Annotated in this window: 21 protein-coding genes; 12 read left to right on the top strand and 9 right to left on the bottom strand. The window is 66.9% G+C overall.

The window, feature by feature from the left end; genetic code table 11:
* Positions 1 to 801: sensor histidine kinase (locus tag ACXJKR_RS03920; protein WP_457320898.1), on the top strand; the 801-nt coding region annotated here is incomplete at its 5' end.
* A 67-nt stretch (positions 802 to 868) separates the two neighbouring features.
* Here ACXJKR_RS03920 and ACXJKR_RS03915 read toward each other — a convergent pair.
* The 4 genes from ACXJKR_RS03915 to ACXJKR_RS03900 form a co-directional block, all read right to left on the bottom strand.
* Positions 869 to 2,287, bottom strand: a complete 1,419-nt coding sequence (locus tag ACXJKR_RS03915; RefSeq protein WP_457320896.1) for an esterase/lipase family protein — start codon at positions 2,285 to 2,287, stop codon at positions 869 to 871.
* 159 nt (positions 2,288 to 2,446) lie between these two features.
* Complete coding sequence (locus ACXJKR_RS03910; protein WP_457320895.1) at positions 2,447 to 3,160, bottom strand: diguanylate cyclase; 714 nt, start codon at positions 3,158 to 3,160, stop codon at positions 2,447 to 2,449.
* Complete coding sequence (locus ACXJKR_RS03905) at positions 3,157 to 3,936, bottom strand: S1 family peptidase (protein ID WP_056194977.1); 780 nt, start codon at positions 3,934 to 3,936, stop codon at positions 3,157 to 3,159. Before ACXJKR_RS03905 ends, ACXJKR_RS03910 begins: the two co-directional genes overlap by 4 nt.
* 25 nt (positions 3,937 to 3,961) lie before the next feature.
* The gene (locus ACXJKR_RS03900; RefSeq protein ID WP_056197143.1) at positions 3,962 to 4,207 is read right to left on the bottom strand and encodes a hypothetical protein; all 246 of its coding nucleotides are present in this window, start codon (positions 4,205 to 4,207) and stop codon (positions 3,962 to 3,964) included.
* Positions 4,208 to 4,657: 450 nt separating this feature from the next.
* On the opposite strand from ACXJKR_RS03900, the gene ACXJKR_RS03895 reads away from it, so the two are divergent.
* From ACXJKR_RS03895 to ACXJKR_RS03855, 9 genes are all read left to right on the top strand, one after another.
* Positions 4,658 to 6,160: an ATPase domain-containing protein gene (locus ACXJKR_RS03895; RefSeq protein WP_457320892.1), complete on the top strand. Its 1,503-nt coding sequence runs from the start codon at positions 4,658 to 4,660 to the stop codon at positions 6,158 to 6,160.
* Positions 6,138 to 7,709 (top strand): hybrid sensor histidine kinase/response regulator, encoded by a 1,572-nt coding sequence (locus ACXJKR_RS03890; protein ID WP_457320891.1) that lies wholly within the window; start codon positions 6,138 to 6,140, stop codon positions 7,707 to 7,709. Before ACXJKR_RS03895 ends, ACXJKR_RS03890 begins: the two co-directional genes overlap by 23 nt.
* A gap of 147 nt (positions 7,710 to 7,856) precedes the next feature.
* A complete protein-coding gene (locus ACXJKR_RS03885) occupies positions 7,857 to 10,652 on the top strand; it encodes a M16 family metallopeptidase (protein WP_457320889.1) in 2,796 nt (931 codons plus the stop codon).
* Positions 10,653 to 10,723: 71 nt separating this feature from the next.
* A complete protein-coding gene (locus tag ACXJKR_RS03880) occupies positions 10,724 to 11,146 on the top strand; it encodes a VOC family protein (protein ID WP_457320887.1) in 423 nt (140 codons plus the stop codon).
* Positions 11,146 to 11,673 (top strand): hypothetical protein, encoded by a 528-nt coding sequence (locus ACXJKR_RS03875; RefSeq protein WP_157281324.1) that lies wholly within the window; start codon positions 11,146 to 11,148, stop codon positions 11,671 to 11,673. The genes ACXJKR_RS03880 and ACXJKR_RS03875 overlap by 1 nt, the downstream gene beginning before the upstream one ends.
* A gap of 140 nt (positions 11,674 to 11,813) precedes the next feature.
* Positions 11,814 to 12,254, top strand: coding sequence for a hypothetical protein (locus ACXJKR_RS03870; RefSeq protein WP_457320885.1), 441 nt, complete (start codon positions 11,814 to 11,816; stop codon positions 12,252 to 12,254).
* The gene (locus ACXJKR_RS03865) at positions 12,251 to 12,883 is read left to right on the top strand and encodes a glutathione S-transferase (RefSeq protein ID WP_457320884.1); all 633 of its coding nucleotides are present in this window, start codon (positions 12,251 to 12,253) and stop codon (positions 12,881 to 12,883) included. The genes ACXJKR_RS03870 and ACXJKR_RS03865 overlap by 4 nt, the downstream gene beginning before the upstream one ends.
* Positions 12,883 to 13,998 (top strand): patatin-like phospholipase family protein, encoded by a 1,116-nt coding sequence (locus tag ACXJKR_RS03860; RefSeq protein WP_457320882.1) that lies wholly within the window; start codon positions 12,883 to 12,885, stop codon positions 13,996 to 13,998. Before ACXJKR_RS03865 ends, ACXJKR_RS03860 begins: the two co-directional genes overlap by 1 nt.
* Positions 13,999 to 14,199: 201 nt before the next feature.
* Positions 14,200 to 14,817, top strand: a complete 618-nt coding sequence (locus ACXJKR_RS03855; protein ID WP_157281327.1) for a hypothetical protein — start codon at positions 14,200 to 14,202, stop codon at positions 14,815 to 14,817.
* Positions 14,818 to 14,848: 31 nt separating this feature from the next.
* Here ACXJKR_RS03855 and ACXJKR_RS03850 read toward each other — a convergent pair whose 3' ends face one another.
* From ACXJKR_RS03850 to ACXJKR_RS03830, 5 genes are all read right to left on the bottom strand, one after another.
* Positions 14,849 to 15,364 (bottom strand): DUF1697 domain-containing protein, encoded by a 516-nt coding sequence (locus ACXJKR_RS03850; RefSeq protein ID WP_457320880.1) that lies wholly within the window; start codon positions 15,362 to 15,364, stop codon positions 14,849 to 14,851.
* Positions 15,365 to 15,374: 10 nt separating this feature from the next.
* Positions 15,375 to 17,363: a M3 family metallopeptidase gene (locus ACXJKR_RS03845; RefSeq protein ID WP_457320878.1), complete on the bottom strand. Its 1,989-nt coding sequence runs from the start codon at positions 17,361 to 17,363 to the stop codon at positions 15,375 to 15,377.
* A 1-nt stretch (position 17,364) separates the two neighbouring features.
* Positions 17,365 to 18,222 carry a bifunctional methylenetetrahydrofolate dehydrogenase/methenyltetrahydrofolate cyclohydrolase FolD gene (gene folD / locus ACXJKR_RS03840; RefSeq protein ID WP_457320876.1) on the bottom strand — a complete coding sequence of 286 codons (858 nt, stop codon included), beginning with the start codon at positions 18,220 to 18,222 and terminating at the stop codon, positions 17,365 to 17,367.
* Positions 18,223 to 18,388: 166 nt separating this feature from the next.
* Entirely contained in the window at positions 18,389 to 19,012 is a 624-nt protein-coding gene (locus ACXJKR_RS03835) for a response regulator transcription factor (protein WP_056195018.1), read from the bottom strand.
* The gene (locus ACXJKR_RS03830; RefSeq protein WP_457320874.1) at positions 19,009 to 21,600 is read right to left on the bottom strand and encodes a PAS domain S-box protein; all 2,592 of its coding nucleotides are present in this window, start codon (positions 21,598 to 21,600) and stop codon (positions 19,009 to 19,011) included. The genes ACXJKR_RS03835 and ACXJKR_RS03830 overlap by 4 nt, the downstream gene beginning before the upstream one ends.
* 183 nt (positions 21,601 to 21,783) lie before the next feature.
* Between ACXJKR_RS03830 and aceE the strand changes: the two genes are divergently transcribed.
* On the top strand, positions 21,784 to 24,492 hold the full coding sequence (gene aceE / locus ACXJKR_RS03825) for a pyruvate dehydrogenase (acetyl-transferring), homodimeric type (RefSeq protein WP_056195024.1): 2,709 nt from the start codon (positions 21,784 to 21,786) through the stop codon (positions 24,490 to 24,492).
* A 122-nt stretch (positions 24,493 to 24,614) separates the two neighbouring features.
* The coding region (locus ACXJKR_RS03820; protein ID WP_457320900.1) for a biotin/lipoyl-containing protein at positions 24,615 to 24,721 on the top strand (107 nt) is incomplete at its 3' end.

Here is a 24,721-nt window from a genome sequence, read left to right as displayed (position 1 = left end):
GAATTGATGGCCGTGCTGGATCGCAACGTTGCCGGCCTGCGGGAGCTGCTGAACGGCGTGGCCGACCTGGCCCGGCTCGACACCCAGCAGGAACGACCGGTGATTCGCACGGTGGACGTCGCCAAGGCGCTCGACGACATGTGCAACAACCTGCGCGTCGTGGCGAATTCGCGCGGGCTGAGCCTGGAGATCAGCGGCCCGGCCAGCCTCGTCGCGGAGAGCGACCCGCTGATGGTGGCGCGCATTGCGCAGAACCTGATGCTTAACGCGATCCAGTACACGCGCGCCGCTGGCGTGGTRCTGACCTACGGCCACTGTGGCGCTGGGGAGGCTGGCCACTGGTACTTCGATGTCGGAGACGCCGGCCGCGAGCTGTGCAGCGGTGGACCCATCGGGCTCATCCGAACAGCGGGCGCGTCCGCAATCGCGGCTTCGGGCGAGGGCATCGGCCTGTCCATCGTCGGCCGCCTGTGCAGGCTGCTGGGCGGAACGATGGAGATCACGAGTGCTGTCGGAGCCGGCCGCGTCACCCGCATCAAGTTGCCCCGGCGCTACGTTGGTGCGCTGCAAGAGCTGATGATTGCTACCGTCGCGCGCAGTGGCGCCCCGGCCGCAGGCCTATGGGCTCCCGCGGCATTGCAAGCCGGCCAGCCGCAGCAGCTTCCCTTGCTGCCCGCGGTTCCTGCAAAGCCCGCGCGCTTCGCCGCATGCAATGTTTCGACATTGCCTCAGTCACGCTCAAATCATCTGGATCTCAGCAACGCCGTCGCGCCGCACTCAGTGCCATACAGCGTCGGCTGACTCGCGTCGAACTCAAGCGCGCACCGTAGCCGCGCCAGGCCGCGGGCGCGGCGGTTCCGGTTTGGTGTCAGGTGCAGGTCTTTGGCTGGGCCGGCAGGATCAGCAGCCCACGGATTCGACCCCGGCGCGCGCCCGTGGCGTCGTTTTGCACCGAGCCAAAGATGACGACCTGTTCACCGCTGCTGCGCTGTTCAAGCACCAGCACGATGTCGGAATCCTGTGCGTAACCGGCGGAGACCCAGGCCTGCCGGAGTTCCGTCAGTTGGCCGTCCGCGCGGTATCGATCCAGGGTGCCGAGCCGACCTACCCAGGCGGGCGCCAGTTCCTCCGGGTTTGCGGCGAACAGCTTGACGAACTCGAGTGCGAACGCCCGGCCTGGGAGCCGCTCGAAGGATCGAGTCATCAGTGCCGGCTGGCCGAGGTTGGACGGAAGGACGAATCTGTCGGACCAGGTGTCAGACTGGTAAAGCGCCTCCTGCACGACCGTGGGCGCCGCGTCGAGATTGAACTCGCTGGCCCTCAGCCTGGCCAGTGTTTGCAGCATGGCCTGGCCATCGGGCGTGTTGACCTCGCTGCTCGGATAGGTCTTGGGAATTGCGTCGCCTGCGCAGGACAGGAAGTAGCGCTTCAGATAGCGGTGCGGCGTGTCCTGCAGCGACACCGGCTTGACCATGCTGCTGTGGTCGAACTGCTCCAGCACATCGACGCCGTCAGGTCGACGCTGGCATAGCGCGGTCGCACTGTCTTTGGGCACCACCAGCACCCCGCCGCCCAGAGCGGAGGCAAAGGAAAAGAAGCCCATCTTCTGCCCCTCCGCCAGGCAGTACCAGTGAAACGGCCAGGCGACTTTCTGCCACTGGTCGATCAGGGCCTGCTGGTGGCCGTCGGGCCTCATGCCGGCGAACTGGAGGCTGTCGGAGACGTAGCTCGCCACGTTGGCAATGTCGGCGCCCGTCGCCGGCGTGCCGAAAAAGCTGACGAGCTTGATGCGGCGGAGCTTGTCGCGCATGTCCTCCTTGGCATGCATGCGTAGCAGCATCTGGGCCGTGACCAGGCCGCCCATGCTGTGCGCCACGATCGTGATGTGGGCGTGGTCCAGCACGCCGTCGTTCTGCAGGTCCTTGCGCAGCTGCTCAGCGACCTTGTCGACTTCGGGGCTGCTGCCCAGCAGTTGGGTGTCGTAGCGGTAGAGGTAGATATTGCTGTTGTCGAAGGCGGGTTCGGCCCTCAGCAGGCAGGGCCAGGACTGATCTTCCTTGCCGCTCCAGGCGGTCCTGGCGCTGCTGAGCACACCGTGGACAAACACCACGACCGAGGTCCGGYTCGGGTCCTTGCCGCCCAGGAATGCCGGCCCTTCGATGGGCAGGCAGGGCGCAGGCGGCGTGGCCTGCGCAAGCGCCGAGATGGCGCAGCCAAGGCAAGCCAAGACAGCAAGCACCAGCCCGCGGACTGTGGAATAGAAAACAAGGTGTTGAATGGTGCGCATTTCGAGTCCTCCGCATGCCAGCAGGCTCAGCCCACAGGACGGCCCTGGGTCACCTGCGCGCGTGCCATGCACTGTGATGCGATGGCGTCGGCTCGACATCCTCAGTACAGAGGACTGTTGCGACAGAAGCAGAAGTTCAGGTGGCGGGAACCGCCGTGGCTAGCGTGGGTGCGACGCGGTCCGCTTGATGCGGTACATGGCCTCGTCCGCCTTGCGCATCAGCACGCCGGGCGACTCGCCGTCATCGGGGAAGACGCTGAAGCCGATGCTGGCCGAGATGCACATGGGATGGCCGGCGAGCAGGCAAGGCTCGGCCAGTGCGGTGGCGATCTTGCCGGCCACTTGCGCGGCGTCCTCGCGCCGCGCCGCTGCAACCAGCACGACGAACTCGTCGCCGCCCATGCGGCAGACCGTGTCGCTGCTACGCACCGTGGCCTGCAGCACGCGCGCCGCACGCTGCAGCAGCAGGTCACCGACGGCGTGGCCGAACTCGTCGTTGACCTGCTTGAAGCCGTCGATATCGAGGAAATAGATGATCAGGCGTTCACCATGGCGGCGCGCGAGGGCGATGTCGTGGCTCAGCCGGTCCCACAGCACCTCGCGATTCTTCAGCCCGGTCAGCGAGTCGGTCTGGGATGCCTTGACGGCAACTTCCAGCGCCGCATGGGCGGTCTCCACTTCCTGCGTCGCCAACTGGTTTTCCGCCTGCAGGCGTTTGTTCTCCAGGCGGGCGTCGTGAGCGGCCGACAGGCCTCGTTCGCTGCGGGCTTCGAGGATGGCGGCCTGCAGTTCCAGCAGCGTCGCCTCGGCGGCGGCGATCTGCCGCTCCAGCGCAACGAGCCGGCTTTGCGCGCCGTCGCTCCCTGAGCTCAAGGCGAGGCCTTCGCCGCCGGCTCGGGTTTGGATGGGGGTTCGCGGCGCGGCGAGGGGTCGGTCAGGGTCGCGAGGATGTCGGGATACCAGGCCGCATTCAGGCCCAGCGACTCGTCGGCCTCGAGGTCGCGGTTGCCGATGTCGAAGCGCGTCGAATGGATGCCCACCAGCAGCCAGGGCAGGGGCTTGCGGCCCGGCGCCCGCATGACGACCGGCGCGCCGCTGATACCGCGATGAGTGCGCGCATCGGTCAGGAACCAGCCCTGGCCCTGGAAGCGCCAGCCATAGGGCGAAGCGATGGCGCCTTGGCGCACGACCGGGAGATGGTGCAGGTCATCGTGAAAGCCGAGCGGGAAGCCGGTGATCAGGATGGGCTGGCCCAGCGGCACGTCGTCGTCCGCGCCGGGCAGGCTCTCAAGCGTGAAGGCAGTGAGCTGGACCGTCTCGGGCAGGGCGCCCGCGTCGATCTCCAGCACCGCCACGTCGATGCCACCGGCGTCGTCCCGGCCCTGGCGCCAATTGGCGCGGCCGTCACGGTAGAGCAGCACCGACAGCACGATGGCATCGGTCAGGTTGTCGGCGTCGGCATGCAGTTCGAGTTCGACGCGGTCGGGGTGGTGGTCGGCCTCTTCGTCGATGAAGACGTGCCGGCTGGTGACCAGGTAGAGGCGGGCGTCGCGCCGGAAGAAGAAGCCGCTGGCGCCGGTCAGCGCGCGCTTGCCGTCGAAGGTGCCGATGCGCGCAATGGCCAGCAGCAGGGGATCGGGTGCCGACATCGTGGGGCCGGGTGGGCGCCGCGCGTCAGTACGCCGGGCGCGGGGTGATGCGGTCCAGCTGCGAAGTCAGGTGCCGGCACATGTTCTCGCCCGTCGTCGTCAGGCGCAGCGAGCCGCCATGCCACTCGAGCCAGTGCAGGGCGACGTACTCCTCGATGGTTTTTTCGGCGATCTCGGCGGCGCGGCGGCGCTTGAGCAGGTCGACGGTGGCGAGCAATCCATCGCGGAGCGCGTCACGTTTGGTATCGGGTGCAAGGGGGACCGGCTTCATCAGCATCTCCAGGGCGTGGGCATCGGGCGCCGTCGGTGCGAGCGGCGGCCCTGTCACGCAGGTCGTCAATGGGGGCGGGGCCGCGTTTGGCGCGCTCCTGGAAGGGGCGGGCCGCGGTGCCGGGAGGGGCGCCTCGAAGAGTCTTCGAGGAGTGGAAGTGGGGCTCGCCGCTGCAAGCAGATGACAACCAAAGCCGACGGCGGGAGCCGGCGAGCATGGGAACGCAGAAGTGATGCGTGGCGCCCGGTCTGCTAGGGCCGCCGCGGCAGTGAGCAGACGCGCGACAGCCGGGACAGTGTACGCCTGGGCACGATGCCCCTGACCCCCAGTTCGCACGCGCAAACCCGACCCGAACCCGACCCGAACCCGGCCATTTGGCGGACATACACTGGCTGTCACCTGTGCATGGCGGCCTGGCATGAGGCCGCATTTCCTGACTGGAGATTGGCGATGACTGGGAACAGATCGCGTTCCGCAAGCGGCGTGCCCGGCCTGGATGAAGTCCTGCATGGCGGGCTGATTGCCGGGCAGCTCTATTTGGTCGACGGCGAACCCGGCGCCGGCAAGACGACGCTGGCGCTGCAGTACCTGATGCAGGGCGTCCGCGAGGGCGAGCCCTGCCTGTACGTGACGCTGGGCGAGACGGCGGCCGAGTTGCGCGCCGGGGCGGCGTCGCATGGGTGGACGCTCGACGGCATCGAGGTCGTCGAACTGGTGGCTGGTGAAAGTGACCTGTTCGGCGACGCCGAGTTGACCATGTACCACCCGTCGGAGGTGGAGTTGAGCGAGACGACCAAGCGCGTGCTGGAGGCCGTCGAGCGCTGCAAGCCGCGCCGCATGGTGCTGGATTCGCTGTCGGAACTGCGCCTGCTGGCCCAGTCGTCGCTGCGTTACCGGCGCCAGATCCTGGCGCTGAAGCAGTTCTTCGTCGGCCGCGGCTGCACCGTGCTCTTCCTGGACGACCGTTCGAGCGACCGCGTCGACACCCAGTTGCACAGCATCGCGCACGGCGTCATTGCGCTGGAGCGCCATGTGCCCCCCTACGGGCCAGCACAGCGCCAGCTGCGCATCACCAAGTTCCGCGGCAGCGACTTCATCAGCGGCCAGCAGGACATCGTCATCCGGCAGGGCGGCCTGGAGGTGTTCCCGCGCCTGAAGCCCAGCCAGCATGGCTCGCCTTACCAGCGCGAAGTCGTGCCCAGCGGTATCGCGGCGCTGGACGAACTGCTTGGCGGCGGCACTGATCGCGGCACGGCGACGCTGCTGGTCGGCCCGGCGGGCTCGGGCAAGTCCACCATCGCCTCGCAATATGCCGTCATGGCGGCCAAGCGCGGCGGCCATGCCGTCATTTTCACCTTCGAGGAGGGCCGCACGCTGCTGCTGGACCGTCTGGCCAACTTGGGGTTGAGCGTCGAGGAGGGTGTTGGCCCCGGCAAGCTCCATGTGCGCCAGCTCGACGCTGCCGAGGTGCTGCCCAGCCAGTTCGCCAACCTCGTGCGCCGTTCTGTCGAAACCGATGGGGCCCGCGTCRTCGTCATCGACAGCCTGAACGGCTACCTGAACGCCATGCCCGAGGAGCGTGCGCTGGTCGTGCAACTGCACGAGCTGCTGACCTACCTGAACAACCATGGCGTGGCGACCTTCGTCGTGGCGACACAGTCCGGCCTGATGGGCCCCAACATGCGCAGCCCGGTCGACATGAGCTATCTGGCCGATGCCGTCGTGCTGTTCAGGATGTACGAGCATGCCGGCGCGGTGCGCAAGGCCATCTCGGTCATCAAGAAGCGCAGCGGCCGGCATGAGGACACCATCCGCCAGCTGTGGTTCGACGGCCAGGGCGTGCACCTGGGGCCGCCGCTGGTGCATCTGCGCGGCGTGCTGGCGGGCGTTCCCGTCGAGTTGCCGTTCCAGCACGAGGGTGAGTCTGGCGATGATCGAACGGGACGACGCTGACCGCTCCTGCAGCGAGCGCGTCATCGTGCTGGCGCCGACGGCACGTGACGGCGACGTCACGCGCAGGCTGCTGGCCGAGGCGGGCATCGATGTCGCCGTCTGCCAGGGCTGGCGCCATGCCGAGGAGCTGATGCACGAGGGCGCCGGTGCATTGATGGTCACCGATGCCGCCTTTGCCGACGCGGGCTTCGCAGTGCTGCTGAACGTGCTGGAGCGCCAGCCCGCATGGTCCAACCTGCCCGTGGTGGCCCTGTGCCGCCACGGCCTGGAGGCGCCGGGGCTGCGCGAGGCAAGGCTGCGCAACCTCACGGTGCTGGACCGGCCGACGTCGACGCGCGTGATGGTCAGCGCGGTGCGAACGGCCCTGCGCGGGCGGCGCTGGCAGTACCAGATCCGCGACCAGATCGACTCGCTGCTGCGCGCGGACCACTCGCTGCGTCAGGCCGATCAGCGCAAGGACGAGTTCCTGGCCACGCTGGCCCACGAGCTGCGCAACCCGCTGGCACCCATCCGGACCGGCCTGCAGCTGCTGGGCGCCAACCCGCCGCGGGAGGAGGCGCAGTACAAGGGTGTCACGGACATGATGGACCGGCAGATGAGCCATTTGCTGCGCCTCATCGACGACCTGCTCGAGGTGTCGCGCATCTCGACCGGCAAGCTCATCCTGCAGCGCGAGTCGCTGGACATGCGCCGCGTCGTTGAGATGGCGCTGGAGTCCTGCCAGCCGCTGATCGAACGGGGGGGGCACCAGCTCAGCGTCACGCTGCCGGACGAGGAGCTTTGGGTGGACGGCGACCTGACGCGGCTGGCGCAGTCGCTGAGCAACCTGCTGAACAACGCGGCCAAGTACACGCCCGATGGCGGCCGCATCTGGGTCACGCTGGCTCGCGCCGGCGCGCAGGCCGTGCTGACCGTGCGCGACAGCGGCGTGGGCGTGCCGCAGGACATGATCGGGCGCGTCTTCGACATGTTTGCCCAGGTGAACCGGTCGCTGGAGCGCGCCCAGGGCGGGCTGGGCATCGGCCTCGCCCTGGTCAGGAGCCTGGTGACGCTGCACGGTGGCCAGGTCAGCGCGGTGAGCGCCGGGCCGGGCCTGGGCAGCACGTTCACCATCGAGCTGCCGCTGGCGGCCGAAGATTCCGCACCGGCGCCACTGCCAGCCGCCGAGCCCGAGCCAGCCCCGCCGGCGCGCATCCTGGTGGTGGACGACAACGACGATGCGGCCACGTCGCTGGCCATGCTGCTGTCGCTGTCGGGCCACGAGGTCGAGGTCGCGAACAGCGGCCCGGCCGCGTTGCAGACGGCTGCCAGCTTCCTGCCGCAGGCCGTCTTCTGCGACGTCGGCATGCCCGGCATGGATGGCCACGAGTTCGCGACCCGATTGCGCCAGGACCCGCGCTTTGCGTCCACGCTGCTGGTGGCGCTGACGGGCTGGGGCTCGGAGGAAGACAAGAAGCGCTCGCGCGCCGCCGGCTTTGACGAGCACCTGACCAAACCGGCCAGCGTGGATGCGGTTTCCGCCCTGTTGGCCCGTTTGCAGGCCGGTTGACGTGTTGTTGGGGAAGCGAGCGCGGACGCTCGGCCGGGGGGCGTCACGTCTGCATTGGAATCTGACGAACCCTGACCGATGGCCGGGCCTGTAAAACCGCGCAGAATCCCCGCCAAGCCGAAGATGCGGCTGCCTGGAGAGAGACAGATGATGAGAGTGCTGGATGGGTGGATGCCGCGAGCCCTGGGCGTCGCCCTGATGAGCCTGGCCCTGGGGGCGGCGCAGGCCCAGCCTCAGCCGGTGCCCAAGGCCAAGCCCGCCGTGGCGGCGCATGCGGCCGGCGTTGCAACACCCGAAAAGGTGCGCGAGCTGGGCGGCATTGAGGAATACCGCCTGCCCAACGGCCTGCAGCTGCTGCTCTTCCCCGACGCGACGCAGACCACCACCACCGTCAACATCACCTACCGCGTCGGCAGCCGCCATGAGGCGCCCGGTGAATACGGCATGGCCCACCTGCTGGAGCACATGCTGTTCAAGGGCACCGAGAGGCAGAAGGACATCCCCGGCGCGATGGCGCTGCGCGGCGTCAAGTTCAACGGCACGACGACGGTGGACCGCACCAACTACTTCGCGAGCTTCAACGCGAATGCCGACACCCTGGCCTTCCTGCTCGACCTGGAAGCTGATCGCATGGTGAACAGCCGCGTCGCCAAGGTCGACCTGGACACCGAGATGAGCGTGGTGCGCAATGAGTTCGAGCGCGGCGAGAACCAGCCGTTTGCCGTGCTGAACCAGCGTGTCAATGCGGCAGCGTTTGCCTGGCATCCCTATGGCCACGCCACCATCGGCCCCAAGAGCGACATCGAGAATGTGCCGATCGAGAAGCTGCAGGCTTTCTACAAGCGCTATTACCGGCCCGACAACGCGACGCTACTGATCGCCGGCCAGTTCGACAAGGCCGCGACGCTGGCGCTGATCGCCAAGCACTTCGGTGCTACGCCCAAGCCCGCCGCGCCCATCCCGCAGCCCTACACGGTCGAGCCCGCCCAGGACGGCGAGCGCACCGTCGTCGTGCGCCGTGTCGGCGGCCAGCCCATCCTGCTGGCGGCCTATCACGTGCCGGCCATCACCCACCCCGACACGCCGGCGCTGGTCGTTTACGGCCTGTTGATGAGCCTGCAGCCCAGCGGCCAGCTCTACAAGCAACTGGTCGAGCCCAAGCTGGCGGTCGCCGCGGGTATTGGCGGCGCGGGCGGAGCGGAGCCAGGCACCGTGGGCGCCTACGCGGTGCTGCCGCCGGGGGCCGATGTCGACAAGATCGAAACCCTGCTGCTGGACCTTGCCGAGGGCCGCGCGGCCAAGCCCTTCGAGGAGAGCGAACTCGGGCGCGTGCGCGACATCGCCGTCAACAGCTACCGCCAGCAGATGAAGAACCCCGAGGCGCTGATCCAGCAGATCTCCGGGTTGATCGCTGCAGGCGACTGGCGGCTGCTCTTCCAGCTGATGGAAGACATTCCCAAGGTCACGCTGGCGGACGTCGAGCGCGTGCGCTCCGCCTATTTCAAGCCGGCCAATCGCACGCTGGGCCGTTACCTGCCGGTCAACGCCGTCGAGCGCGTGGACATCCCCGCCGCGCCGTCGCTGGCGCAGCGCCTGGCCGAACTGAAGGGCCCGCCCAAGGTGGAGGAGGGCGAACAGCTCGAGCCTGTGCCAGCGGTGCTGGAGACGCGCATGTCGCGCACGGCCTTGCCCAGCGGCATCGCACTGCACACGCTGAAGAAGCAGACGCGCGGCAACACCGTCGTGCTGCAGATGCAGCTGCGCTGGGGCGAACGCGACGCGACCTTCGCGCGCAACGGCACCGGCATGGTCGGCGCACTGATGGATGAGGGCAGTGCCGGCTACACCAAGCAGCAGTTGCAGGACGCGCTGATCAAGCTGCGCGCCAACCTCAACATCACCAGCTATGACCAGGGCGCGAGCATCTTCATCAGCGCCGAGCGCGACACGCTGCTGCCGGCCCTGCGCGTGGCAGCCGATGCGCTGCGCAAGCCGCTGTTCCCTCAGGATGCCTTCGACCGCGACATCAAGGCCAACATTGCCGGCATCGAGGCTTCGCGCCAGGAGCCCAGCGTGCTGCGCCAGGAAGCCACGCGTGGCCACTACAACAAGGCTCGCGGCGTCAGCCTGGGCCACCCCGACTATGTGATGGGCGTGGACGAGCGCATCGCCAACCTGAAGGCGACGACATTGGACGAGGTGAAGCGCTTCTATGCCGACTACTGGAGCACCAACGACGCCCAGGTCAGCGTCGTGGGCGCCTTGCCCGACGGCCTGGGCGCCGAGATCGACAAGCTCTTCGGCGACTGGAAGAAGCCCGCAGCGCCCAAGTTCGTGCGCCACATTCCCCAGCACCTGGCCGTGCCGCCGGCACGCTTCGATGCCATTGCGCGCGACAAGGCCAATGCCATCGTGCGCCTGCACCAGACCCTGCCGCTGAACGCCGAGGAGCCCGACTATCCGGCGCTGGAACTGGCCGTGCACATCTTCGGCGGCGGCGGGCTGGAGAGCCGGCTGTCCGAGCGCGTGCGCCAGAAGGAAGGGCTGACGTATGGCATCGGCGCCTCCTTGAACGCGGGCTACTGGGGCAATGCCGGGAGCTTCGCCATCCAGGCCAGCTATGCGCCGGACAAGCGCGAGCGCGTCATTGCCGTCGTGCAGGAGGAAGTGGCCCGCATGGCCAGGGATGGCGTCACGGCGGCCGAATTGGAGCGCGCCAAGAAGGACATCCTGGAAGGCCGCAAGCAGGGCCGCGCCGACCCCGGTGCCCTGGCCGGTGGCTTGACCAGCCTGGCCGAACGCGGCGAGACCTGGGCCGCGGCGCAAAAGCGCGACGATGCGCTGGCGGCCGTCAGCGTCGAGCAGGCCAATGCGGCCTGGCGGAGGCACATCGTGGCCGACAACTTTGTCATCTCGACGGCGGGAGACTTCAAAACGCCCTGACACAAGCTGCCGGCACCCTCCCGGCCGGCGGCGCTAGAGTCCTTCCTCTCTCTGAACTGAAGGAGACTCGCATGAAGATCGACCCCTACCTGTTCTTCAACGGCCGCTGCGAAGAGGCCATCGAGTTCTACAAGAAGGCCCTGGGCGCCAAGGTGGAGTTCCTGATGCGCAACTCCGAGAGCCCCGAGCCGCCGCCGCCGGGCATGCTGCCGGCTGGCTCGGAGAACAAGATCATGCATGCCTCGGTCCATATCGGCGGGGCCCTGGTCATGATGTCCGACGGCATGTGCGACGGCGACACGGCCTTCAAGGGCTTCTCGTTGTCGCTGGACTGCCCCGACGCCGATGCCGCGCGAGAGGCGTTTGCGGCTCTCGCCGAAGGTGGCCAGGTCAAGATGCCGCTGGCCAAGACCTTCTGGGCGCCGCTGTTCGGCATGGTCGATGACCGCTTCGGCGTGGGCTGGATGGTGGGCGTGTCGGACAATGCGGCGTAGTGACCACGCCAGTACAGCTCCCCGCACATCTCAAGGCCGACTGCTCGGCCTGCGTAGCGCTGTGCTGCGTGATTCCACCCTTCGATGCGAGCCAGGGCTTTGGCTTCGACAAGCCGGCCGAGACACCCTGCCACCACCTTTGCGCTGACCACCGCTGCGGCATCCACGATGAACTGGTGCCGCGCGGCTTTGAGGGCTGCGTGGCCTTTGACTGCCTGGGCGCGGGCCAGCGGCTGACGGCCTTGGCCACCGAACGCTTCGGCAGCGCCGACTGGCGCGCGCGGCCCGAGGTGGCGCGCTGGCTGTTCCAGGCCTATCCGCGCGTGCGTCAGACCCAGGAGTGGCTGGCCCGACTGAGCCTGGCCGCGCTGCTGACCCAGCATGTGGCGCTGCAGGCCCTGGCCACCGAGCTGGAGGCCGACGCGCAGCGCTGGCCGGACTGGACGGCGGCCGAGCAAGCCGGCTGGCAAGGCCGCGTACAGGCGGCGCTGGCGCCGTTGGCCGAAAATCGGCGTTCAAGGAGCTGATGCAATGTTTGGATTGATGGGCGGCTTTGGGGCTGCCGAAGGCCGGCTGCTGACTGAAACCGGTGCGACGAGTGACCATGCTTTCTGATTGGGTGGAGCCGCAGTGGCGCCGGCGCCGTGGCGTTCGCACCGTTCAAGTCGTGGCCGTGCTGGCTGCGTTGCTGGCGGTCTTGAGCCTGCTCGGCATGTTCAACCAGTTCGGCGCTTCCGACGGCGACGTGATCAAGACAGAACGGCAGTTGGTCGCGTCCGTCGACTTGCGCGTCGGCAATCYCGCCGGCGCGGTGGAGCGCGGTGAGGCCAAGGCACGTGCGGACATCAAGGCAGGCCTTCTGCAACTGCAGATATTCGGGCCCCCGAAGACCAAAGCTGAAGCGGCCAAGGCCCAGCGGCTGGAGAAACGCTACGGCGTCGACTGGGTCTACAAGGGCGAGGAGGGCTCGCTGCTCGCACTTGCCTTCGCTGACGGCTACAACGGCGTGATGCGAGCCGAGATTGAACGCCGTCACGGCGGCGAAGCCCTGGAGCAGCTGATGCGCGAGCATGGCGTTGCTTCTCCGAAGCAGAAGGAAGGCCCATGAAGCTCATCGGCATGCTGGACTCCCCCTATGTGCGCCGCGTCGCGATCTCGATGCGGCTGCTCGGCCTGCCCTTCGAGCATGCGGCCATCTCGGTGTTCCGCGGTTTTGATGCCTTCCGGCAGATCAACCCGGTCGTCAAGGCGCCAACGCTGATCTGCGACGACGATGGCGGCAGCCTGCTGATGGATTCGACACTGATGCTCGAGTACGTTCAGGCCCTGGCCGGCCGCAGCCTGCAATCGAGCGAGCCGGCCGAGCTGCTGCGCGAGCTGCGCCTCACCGGCCTGGCGCTGGCGGCCTGCGAGAAGACGGCCCAGATCGTCTACGAGCGCGGCCTGCGCCCGGCCGAGAAGCGGCATGAGCCCTGGATCGAGCGCGTCACTGGCCAGCTGCTGGCAGCCTATGGCGAGCTGGAGAAAGAACTGAGCCACCAGCCGCTGGATGCCAGCGAAGGCGGCATCCGCCAGGCGGGCATCACGGTCGGCGTCGCCTGGACCTTCACGCAGTTCCTGCTGCCCGAGGTGGTGGCAGCAGACGGCTTCCCACATCTCGTCGCGCATGCAGCGGCGACCGAGGCGCTGCCGGTCTTTCGCGCCATTCCCTGCGACGACGCGGTACAACTCAGCTGATGGCCAAGCGCCCCTCGCAAACCGTCTACGTCTTCCAGGGTGGCGGCGCCCTGGGTGCCTACCAGGCCGGCTTCGTCGAGGCGCTGGAGGACGCCAGCCTGCCGCCGGACTGGTTGGTCGGCACCTCCATCGGCGCCATCAACGCGGCGCTGATCGCTGGCAATGCGCCGGCCGAGCGCCTGAAGGCGCTGCGCACCTTCTGGGACCGCGTGACGCGGCCCGGCTTTGCGCCACATCTGCCGGCCAGCCCCTTCACGGCGATCTGGCAGCAAGGGCTACAGACCTGGCAGACGCTGACGAGCGGCATCCCGGGCTTCTTCAAGCCGCGCGGCCCGCAGGCCTGGGACATGAACCGGCGTGCGCCGCTGACCGAGCTGGGCTTTTATGACACCGCGCCGTTGGCGGAGACGCTGCGCGAGCTGGTGGACTTCGAGCGCATCGCCGCGGCCGAGACGCGGCTGACGCTGTGCGCCGTCAATGTGCGCACCGGCGGCCTGGCGCTGTTCGACAACCGCGACGGCCGCACCCGCATTGCCCCCGAGCATGTGATGGCCAGTGGTGCCTTGCCGCCGGGCTTCGCGCCGGTTCAGATCGGCAAGGACGCCTACTGGGACGGCGGCATCTACTCCAACACGCCGCTGGATGTCGTGCTCGACGACAGCGAGCGCCGCGACACGCTGTGCTTCATGGTCGACCTGTGGGACGCCAGCGAGGCCGCGCCCAGCACGATGGCCGGGGCGCTGACACGCTACAAGGACATCCAGTACGCCAGCCGCATCTTCGAACACCTGGACGACCACGAGCGCCTGCAGAACCTGCGCCGCGCGCTGCGCTTGGTGGGCCGCAAACTCGACGCCAAGACGGCGGCAGACCCGGCCATCAAGGAACTGTTGGCCCTGGGCTGCGACTCGCGCATCGACGTTGTCCACCTCGTCATGCAGGCCCTGCCCGGCGAGGACTCCTGGCGCGACATCGACTTCAGCGACGAGCGCCTGCGCGYGCGCTGGTCAGCTGGCCTGAAGGACGGGCGGCGCGTKCTGCAGCGCGCGGCCTGGCGCGAACCCATACGGGACCGTGTCGGCATGCGGGTACACACGCTGGACGGTGGGGCCTGAGCTGCCGCGTCTGGCATGACGGCGGGCCTGCAGCGGTGCTGAGGCTTCGGGTAATTGCCTGTCGATCTTTTTGACAATGAGCGGGGCGGCCGCCGCTAGCAGTTCCTCGCCCCTGCCGCTGTAGCCTTGTTTACAGAGCAAGGCGGCGCGCTGGTATGGATCCTGCTGCGTTGGACTGTTCATAACTATGGGAGGTCGGACATGCGAATCAGCAAGACTCTGGTTGCCAAGGCAGCAACCGCGCTGGGGGCTTTGGTGTTGGCATCGACGGGGGCTCATGCAGCACCCGTGGTTGACCAGGCCAATGACGTGATTGGTACGGTCAGCTTCAACGGCGGCGCCCCGACCTTGACCTGGCAGCAAGGCGTGGTGGCGGGGCAGACGGGCCAGTTGACGGCGATCGAGGTGTATTTCAATGCAGCCAATCTGGGCGCGGGTATCCAGTTCTTCGTCAACCAGGGTGCGGGTTGGCAAAGCGATGCGAACGACTTCGACGCGGTGCTGAATGGCCTGGTTGCCGGATGGAATCTGATCGACGTGTCGTCTGCCGGTATTTCGCTGAGCGCTGGTGACCAGTTGGTCTTTGGCTTCAAGGGGCAGAGCCCCGGCAATTTCAGCCCGTCGTTCACGGGGACGAGCGGCGATGTCTATAGCCAAGGCCAGCTGTTCCTGAACGGTGCGGTGTATGCCGTCCCTGACTACGACGTCAACTTCCGCACCTATGTCGAAGCAGGGCGCCTGCCCGAGCCGGGTTCGGCTGCCCTGGTGGTGATCGCCTGTCTGGCCACTGGCCTGGCGCGGCGTCGCGCTCGCGCCTGACGAGCGCTTGTCTGGTCGCGCTGGCCGGCGATCAGCCGTTCGCCAGCGCGTTCAGCTTCTCGACCGTCGCCCAGTTGCGAGTCGTGCAGTCTTCGCCGAGATTTTYCAGCAGCGCAACGGCGGCCTTGCTTTCCAGGATGCCGTGGGCGCACCACAGATAGGCTGCGTGCTCGGTGACGACGAAGCGCTCGGCGCCCTGCGCTGTGATGGCAGCTGCGGCCTGCAGCGCGGCCGCATCGGTTGTCATCGCGACGAGCAGGCGGCTGGGGTCGTCTGCCTCGTCAATGCCATGCCCCGCCGCGATGGCGGCCCATTCGGCCGCCGTCTTCAGGATGACGGCGGCATCGACGCCCAGCTGCTCCCGCACGGCGGTGCGGATCTTGTCGGCGCTGAGCTTCTTCTTGACGTCGAAGACGGCATTGCCGCTGTTCAGCAGCGTCGAGACCTTGGTCGCGCCCAGCTCGGTGAGCAGGGCCTTGAGGTCGGCCATCGCGAGGCGCTTGGCCTTACCGACGTTGATGCCGCGCCACAGCGCCACGTAACGCATCAGAAGCCTTTCAGCTCATGCCCTGATGGCGCAGCAGCGCGTCGATCTTGGGCTCGCGGCCGCGGAAGGCCTTGAAGTTGTCGATGGCATCGCGCGCTCCGCCTTGCTCCAGCACTTCATTCAGGAAGCGCTTGCCGGTGGCGGCGTTGAACACGCCTTCCTCTTCGAACGCACTCCAGGCGTCGGCGCTGAGCAGCTCAGCCCACTTGTAGCTGTAATAGCCCGCCGCATAGCCGCCTGCGAAGACGTGGGAGAAGCTGTGCTGGAAGCGGTTGAAGGCCGGCGGGATCAGCACGGCGACCTCGGCGCGCACCTCGTCCAGCACCTTCTGCACGTCGGCCTCAGCGCCCGGCTCGCCATGCAGGCGCATGTCGAACAGCGCGAACTCGATCTGGCGCAGCGTCATCAGCCCGCTCTGGAAGTTCTTGGCCGCGGTCATCTTGTCGAAGAGATCGCGCGGCAACGGCTCGCCGCTGTCGACGTGGCCGCTCAACTGCTGCAGCACGTCCCATTCCCAGCAGAAGTTCTCCATGAACTGGCTGGGCAGTTCGACGGCGTCCCATTCGACACCGGAGATGCCGGAGACGCCGAGGTCATTCACCTGCGTCAGCATGTGATGCAGGCCGTGGCCGAATTCGTGGAAGAGGGTGATGACGTCGTCGTGGGTCAGCAGCGCCGGCTTGTCACCAACGGGCGAAGCGAAGTTGCAGGTCAGCAGCGCCACTGGCGTCTGCTGCTCACCCGTGGGCTTGAGCCAGCGGCTGCGCACCTCGTCCATCCAGGCGCCGGGGCGCTTGCCGTTGCGCGCGTAAAGGTCGAGATAGAACTGGGCGATGAGTTGGCCACCGCGGCGCATCTCGTAGAACTTGACGGTCTCGTGCCAGACCGACGCCGTGGCCTCGCTGATGGACACGTCGAACAGGCGCTCGATGATGGAGAACAGGCCCGGCACGACCTTGGTGGCCGTGAAGTACTGCTTCACCGTCTGGTCGCTGAAGGCGTAGCGGGCTTCCTTGAGCTTCTCGCTCCAGTAGGAGACGTCCCAGGATTCCAGCGGTTGCCCCTTGGAAAACTCGCGCAGCTCGGCCAGGTCCCTTTCGGCGAAGGGCCGGGCGCGCTTGGCGAGGTCGCGCAGGAAGGTCTTCACCTCCTCCGGCGTCGAGGCCATCTTGGGCGCCAGCGACACCTCGGCGAAGCTGGCATAGCCGAGCAACTGGGCCTCTTCCTGGCGCAGGGCCACGATCTCGCGCATGGCGGCGGTGTTGTCCCATTCCGGCTTGCCCGTCTCGCTGGCGCGGGTCACGTAGGCGCGGTAGAGCTTCTCGCGCAACTCGCGACTTTCCGCGTATTGCATGACGGGCAGGTAGACCGGGAAATGCAGCGTGAGCTTGTGGCCGCCGTCGTCGAGCTTGGTGGCATCCAGCACATCCTGCGGCACGCCGGCCAGTTCCTCGGCGCTGGCGATGTAGCTCCAGCCGTCGGTCGCGTCCAGCACATGCTCGCTGAACTGCTGCTGCAGTTCGGCGCTGCGCTCCTGGATGGCGGCGTAGCGCTCGCGGGCCGCGCCCTGCAGTTCGGCGCCGGACAGCACGAAGTTGCGGATGGCGTGCTTGAGCACCTGCTGGCGCGGTGCGCTCAGCGTTGAACCTTGAGCGGCGACCACGGCCTTGTACTTGGCGAACAGCGCCTCGTTGGCGCCCATGGCCGTGCTGAACTCGGTGACGGCCGGCAGCATCGCGTTGTAGGCCTCGCGCAGTGCCGGCGTATCGGCGACGGCGTTCAGATGGCCCACGGCACCCCAGGCGGCGCCCAGGTGCTCGGTGCTGGTATCGAGGATGCGCGACAGCGCGTCGTAATCGCCCGGCGTCTCGGGCTTGGTGGCCTCGTCCAGTGCAACCTGCGCGGCGGCCAGCAGTTGCTGGATGGCCGGCTGCACATGCTCGGGATGGATGGCCGCGAAGTCGGGCAGGGCGGCAGTGGAGAGCAGAGGATTTGTCATATCAAGCAGACTTGGCGACGCGTTCCGCAGATTCAAGCGTGTTGACCAGCAACATGGCAATGGTCATAGGACCCACGCCGCCGGGCACGGGCGTGATAAAGCCAGCCACTTCCTTGACGCCGTCGAAGTCCACGTCGCCGCAGAGCTTGCCCTCGTCGTTGCGGTTGATGCCCACGTCGATGACGACTGCACCGGGCTTGACCATGTCGGCGGTCAGCATGTTGCGCCGGCCGACCGCGGCGACGACGACGTCGGCCTGGCGGGTATGGTGGCCGATGTCCGGCGTGGCGCTGTGACAGACGGTGACCGTGGCATTGGCCTGCAGCAGCAGCAGGGCCATGGGCTTGCCCACGGTGTTGCTGCGGCCAATGACGACGGCATGCTTGCCGCGCAGATCGAAGCCGGTGCTCTCGATGAGCTTCATGCAGCCATAGGGCGTGCAGGGCCGAAAGCCCGGCAGCTGGGTCATCAGCTCGCCGGCGCTCAGCGTCGAGTAACCGTCCACATCCTTGCTCGTCGCGATGGCTTCGATGACCTTGTGCGGGTCGATGTGCTTGGGCAGGGGCATCTGCACCAGGATGCCGTGGATGCTGGGGTCGTTGTTGAGCGCATCGATGCGGGCTAGCAGTTCGGCTTCGCTGAACGTCGCTTCGTACTTCTCCAGCACCGAATGCAGGCCGGCGTCGGCACAGGCCTTGACTTTGTTGCGCACGTAGACGTGGCTGGCCGGATCGTCGCCGACGATGACGACGGCCAGGCCGGGCTGGACGCCCTTGGCGGTCAGGGCCGCGGCGCGGGTGGCGACCTCGGCGCGGATGGATTTGGAGAGGGCGAGGCCGTCGATCAGTTGGGCGGTCATGGCAGTGTGGGTCCGTTCAGAAACTGCAAAACAAAGCCACAGAGCCACAGAGACACAGAGAGAAACCTTGAATTTCTCTGTGTCTCTGTGCCTCTGTGGCCGTGTTCAAAATTCAGAAAGCAAAAAGCCGCTGAGAGTTCAGCGGCCTTCCGGTAGTCAGTGGAGGTCAGGCCTTCGCCGTGGCACCCAATGCGATCTTCAGCAGATCGGCCACGGTGTTGGCGTTGAGCTTTTCCATGATGTTGGCGCGGTGCGCCTCGACCGTCTTGATGCTGATGCCGAGGTCGTCGGCGATCTGCTTGTTCAGGCGGCCGGCGACGATGCGCTCCAGCACCTGCGCTTCGCGCGTCGTCAGGCGCGCCAGCAGGGCGTCGCGGCTGGCGGCTTCCTGGTGGCTGGAGAAGGCTTCGCGGGCCTGGTCGAGCATGCGCTCCACCAGGGCCAGCAGCTCTTCTTCCTTGAAGGGCTTCTCGATGAAGTCCATCGCGCCCTTCTTCATGGTCTGCACCGCCATGGGCACGTCGCCGTGGCCGGTGATGAAGACGATGGGCAGGGGGCTCTTGCGTTCGATGAGGCGGTCCTGGAGTTCCAGGCCGGTCATGCCATCCATGCGGATGTCGGCAATCAGGCAGGCGACCTCGCGGGGGTCGTAGCGGGCGAGGAAGGATTCGGCGGAATCAAAGCACTTGACCCGGTAATCCTTGCCTTCGAGAAGCCACTGCAGGGAGTCGCGGACCGCTTCGTCGTCATCGACAACGTAGACGTTGCCCTTCTTGGGGATCAAGCTCATGGTGCTGTGGGTTCTGTTCTCTGAGCGCTGCCGGGAGTGCCTGGTGAGGCTTCCTGACGCAGGTGTTCTGAGGTGATGGTGACCGGAATCGTGAATGCAAATCGGCAGCCGACGACCAAGGAGCCATTGTAGAGGTTCTCGGCTTTTATCCGGCCCTGGTGGGACTCGACGATAGACCGGCATAACCCTAAGCCGATGCCCAGGCCATCGGCCTTGGTCGAGAAGAAGGCCTCGTACATGCGCGACAGAACTTCATCGGGCAAACCCGGCCCCATGTCGGTGACCGAGAACTCGATCTGGCCGCCCAGCTCGGCGCTGTGCTTGGGGATGACGCGCAGCTCGATGTGGCGGCGCGACGTCGGGAGCGAGGCGTTGTCGATCGCTTCGGCGGCATTCTTCAGCAGGTTCATCAGCACCTGCTCGACGAGGATGGGGTCCACCATCAGCTGCGGCAGGCGCTGGGCGACATAGGTGTGGATGGCCACGTTGCGCCGGCGCAGCTCAATGCCGGCGAGCTCGACCGCGTCTTCGACGATGTCTGCGGCGTTGGCGGGCTGGCGTTGCGGCTCGCTGCGCTTCACGAAGTTGCGGATGCGGTGAATGATCTGGCCGGCGCGCTCGGCCTGCTTGGCCGTCTTGGTCAGTGCCGCCATCAGCGCATCCTTGTCGATGCTGTCGTTTCGCACACGGCTGACCATGCCGTTGCAGTAGTTGGTGATGGCGGTCAGCGGCTGGTTCAGCTCGTGGGCGACGCTGGAGGCCATCTCGCCCATGGTCATCAGCCGGCTCGTCACCTGGGCCTTGTCGGCCTGCAGCGCGGCCTGGGCCTCGGCGTGGCGGCGCATCGTGATGTCGGTGGCGATCAGCATCTGCGCCAGGCGGCCGTCGGTCCATTGCAGGTAGCGCGCGCGCACGTCAAACCACATGGCCAGGGACTCGACATAGACCTCGCGCGGGTCGGAGCCGGTTTCGGTCAGCGCCTCGGCGGGCAGGCCGGAATAGTCATCGACTTCGTCAGTGCCGTCGTCCAGGCCGCCGCGGCGGCTGGTCGTGCCCAGCAGATGGCCGCCGGCCAGCAGTGCGTGCCCGGCCGGGTCTGCGCCGAACCACAGTCGGTAGCTGCGGTTGGCGAACAGCAGCTCGGGCGGCTGCACAGACAGCACGGACACGGCGGCGTCCAGCCCTTCCAGCACGGTGGTGAAGCGTTCGTGCGAGGCCGAGAGCTGGTCGCGCACGCGCTTGGCCTCGGTGATGTTGGTCATCGAGGTCATCCAGCCGGTCTGCTTGCCCTTGGTGTCGACCAGCGGCGACACATAGACGCGGGCATCGAACTGGCTGCCGTCCTTGCGCTGGATCTTGACCTCCACCCCACCCGACGGGCTGCGGCCCTGCAGCTCTTGCTGCAGCAGGCGGGCGTTCTCCTCGCGGCGGTCCACGGGCCAGAACGGGTAGGGTGGTGTGCGGCCGACGAGGTCGGCCTCCGAGAAGCCTGTCATCGCGCAGAAGGCCGGGTTCACGTAGGTGATGCGCGTGTCCATGTCCATGGCGCGCATGCCGGTCAGCATGGAGTTCTCCATGGCGCGGCGGAAGTTGGTTTCCAGCGTCAGCGCGTTCTGGATCTGCGTGCGCCGGCGCATGTGGCGCCAGGTGCCCAGCAGCATCCACACCGTCATGCCCGCCAGCGCCAGCACCAGCCAGAACAGTGCGTTGTTGATGAGGCCGATGGAAGTGCGCCAGCCCTGGCCGCGCAGCACCAGGCCATTGAGTGCCGGCGCCAGCGGCACGTCGTGCAGCAGCGAGGCGCGGCGCAGCACCTGGCCCGGCATGGGCGTGACGGTACTGCTGACGACCTGGTCGCGCGAATCCAGCACGGCGATGCTGTGGCGGGTGGCGACTTCGCTGGGCACGTAATAGCGCAGCAGCGATTCGACGGTGTACTCGGCGATCAGCACGCCGGCGAAGCCGCCGCGGTCGATCAGCGGGATGTGCAGCTGAAAGACGGTGACGCCGTTGGCATCGGCGAAGGGCGGCGAATAGACCGGCTGGCGGCGGTCCTTGGCTGCTTCGAAAGCGATGGCCGCGGCGTTGGACTGGTTGGCCATGGGCATGGACGGGTCGCCGCCGTCCGCCGACATCAGCCCGTCGGCCTGAAAGCCCGCCGCGCCGACGCTGCTGCGGCGCTCGCGCTTGGCGCTCAGCCAGGTCACGTGCGTCAGCTCGGGCCGCTCGCGCGCAAAAGCCTGGGCCTGGGCCGAGAACTCGTGCGCGTCGATCTGCCGTGTGACGACCTCGCGCGCGATGCGCACGAGCTGCTCCTGGTTCTCGATCAGGCGCAGGCGGATCTGCTGCTGGGCGATCTCTGTGTCGCGCTTGACCGACTCGGTCTCGCGTTCGATTTCTTCGTTGCGCAGGTACCAGAAGGCCGAAATGATGGCCGCCAGGAAGAGCAGCACGGAGATCAGCGGGCCCAGCGTGGCCAGGCGGTCCTGGCGTGACGGCGACTGCTTGAACCACCAGGTGGCGACCAGGCGGCGCATCGTGGCGAGCCAGCGTTGGCTGCGGTTGGGCGAGGCAGAGACAGGGGGCATGCGCAATTATCCGGGCCGATGCCGGCCTCGTTGATTTCATAATAAGAAATCACCTCGCACCATTTGGGAAAGTGCTCGAGCCTGTGAGACACTCCGCCCCGCTCGCGGGCCTGGGTCCGCACCTCGCACCTGTTAGAACTGCCACTTTCGCCCGCAGAGGCGGATTTATTAGGAGACACGGCCATGTCAGCCCAGCCGCAAGACTTTCTCGGCGCCGCCGCGAACGACCAAGACCCACAGGAAACCCGTGAGTGGCTGGATGCCCTTTCGGCCGTCATCGGCGAAGAAGGTGGCGACCGCGCCCACTTCCTGCTCGAGACCCTGATCGACCACGCCCGCCAGGCCGGCATCGAAGTGCCGTTCTCGGCCAACACGGCCTACGTCAACACCATCCCGCCCGACCAGGAAGAGCGCTTCCCGGGCAATATCGAGATCGAGGAACGCCTGCGCGCCTACATGCGCTGGAACGCCATGGCGATGGTGGTGCGGGCCAACAAGCACAACCCCGAGGACGGTGGCGACCTGGGCGGCCACATCAGCTCCTTCGCATCGCTGGCCACCATGCTGGGCTGCGGCTTCAACCATTTCTGGCATGCCGACGACGGCGTGCACGGCGGCGACCTGCTCTACATCCAGGGCCACAGCGCCCCCGGCATCTACGCGCGCGCCTTCATGGAAGGCCGCATCACCGAAGAACAGCTGATCAACTTCCGCCAGGAAGTCGACGGCAAGGGTCTGTCCAGCTACCCGCATCCGAAGTTGATGCCGAACTTCTGGCAGTTCCCGACCGTCTCGATGGGCCTGGGCCCCTTGATGGCCATCTACCAGGCGCGCTTCCTGAAGTACCTGCACGCCCGCGGCATTGCCGACACGAGCAAGCGCAAGGTCTGGGTGTTCCTGGGCGACGGCGAGATGGACGAGCCGGAATCGCTGGGCGCCATCGGCCTGGCCGCGCGCGAGAAGCTCGACAACCTGATCTTCGTCGTCAACTGCAACCTGCAGCGCCTGGACGGCCCGGTGCGCGGCAACGGCAAGATCATCCAGGAGCTCGAAGGCGAGTTCCGYGGCGCGGGCTGGAACGTCATCAAGCTGATCTGGGGCGGCTACTGGGACCCGCTGCTGGCGCGCGACAAGGACGAACTGCTGCGCAAGGTCATGATGGACACCGTCGACGGTGACTACCAGGCCATGAAGGCCAATGACGGCGCCTTCGTGCGCAAGAACTTCTTCGGCAAGCACCCCAAGCTGCTGGAACTCGTCTCCAAGATGAGCGACGAGGACATCTGGCGCCTGCAGCGCGGCGGCCACGACCCGCAGAAGGTCTACGCGGCCTATCACAAGGCCGTCAACACCGTCGGCCAGCCCACCGTGCTGCTCGTGAAGACCGTCAAGGGCTTCGGCATGGGCAAGATCGGTGAAGGCAAGAACACCGCCCACCAGACCAAGAAGCTGCAGGACGACGACATCCGCGCGATGCGCGACCGCTTCAACATCCCGGTGTCGGACGAAGACCTGCCCAAGATCCCGTTCTACCAACCGGCCGAAGGCTCGCAGGAACTGAAGTACCTGCACGAGCGCCGCAACGCGCTGGGCGGCTACCTGCCCAAGCGCCGCGCCAAAACCGACGAAAAACTGAACGTGCCCGACCTGGCCACCTTCCAGGCCGTGCTGGACCCGACGGCCGAAGGCCGCGAGATCTCGACGACCCAGGCCTATGTGCGCTTCCTGACGACGCTGCTGCGTGACAAGGAACTGGGCCCGCGCACGGTGCCCATCCTCGTTGACGAGGCGCGCACCTTCGGCATGGAAGGCCTGTTCCGCCAGATCGGCATCTACAACCCCGCGGGCCAGCAGTACACGCCGGTCGACCGCGACCAGGTCATGTACTACCGCGAGGACAAGGCCGGCCAGGTGCTGCAGGAAGGCATCAACGAGGCCGGCGGCATGGCTTCGTGGATTGCCGCGGCAACGTCGTACTCGACGAACAACCGCGTGATGATCCCGTTCTACGTCTACTACTCGATGTTCGGCTTCCAGCGCATCGGTGACCTGGCCTGGGCTGCCGGCGACATGCAGGCCCGTGGCTTCCTGCTGGGCGGCACGTCAGGCCGCACGACGCTGAACGGCGAAGGACTGCAGCACGAGGACGGCCACAGCCACATCCTCGCCGGCACCATCCCGAACTGCGTGAGCTACGACCCGACCTTCGCCCACGAAGTCGCCGTCATCATGCAGCGCGGCTTGAAGCGCATGGTGGAAGACCAGGAAAACGTCTATTACTACATCACCCTGCTGAACGAGAACTACCCGATGCCAGGGCTCAAGGCCGGCACCGAGGAGCAGATCCTCAAGGGCATGTATCTGCTGGAAGAAGCCGACGCCAGCAAGCCGGTCAGCGTCAACCTGCTGGGTTCGGGCACCATCCTGCGCGAAAGCCAGGTCGCCAAGATGCTGCTGGAAGAGGAGTGGGGCGTGGGCGCCAATGTGTGGAGCTGCCCGAGCTTCAACGAGCTGGCCCGCGACGGCCAGAACGCCGAGCGCTGGAACCTGCTGCACCCCACCGAGCTGGCCTGCGTGCCCTTCGTGACCCAGCAGCTGGGCCACACCAAGGGCCCGGTCATCGCGTCGACCGACTACATGAAGAACTACGCCGAGCAGATCCGCGCCTTCATCCCCAAGGGCCGCTCCTACAAGGTGCTGGGCACGGACGGCTTTGGCCGCAGCGACTTCCGCTCCAAGCTGCGCGCGCACTTCGAGGTCAACCGCCACTACATCGTCGTCGCTGCGCTGAAGGCACTGGCCGATGACGGCGCGATCCCGGTCGAGCGAGTGGCCGAGGCGATTGCCAAGTACGGCATCGACGCCAACAAGATCAACCCGCTGTATGCATAGCCCACCCCCGAGGCGCTGACGCGCCTCCCCCTCGAGGGGGAGCACCCAGTGGCCTGGCAAAGCCAGTTCCACGGGTGCCGCTTGGGAAGGCACTACATCCGCAAACATTGGAGATATGGGTTATGGCATTGGTTGAAGTCAAGGTTCCCGACATCGGCGATTTCGATGAAGTCGGCGTCATCGAGGTGCTCGTCAAGGTCGGCGACACCGTCAAGGTCGAGCAGAGCCT

The organism is Roseateles sp. P5_E11 (assembly GCF_054049355.1).
This window is presented reverse-complemented; position numbering and strand designations above follow the sequence as displayed.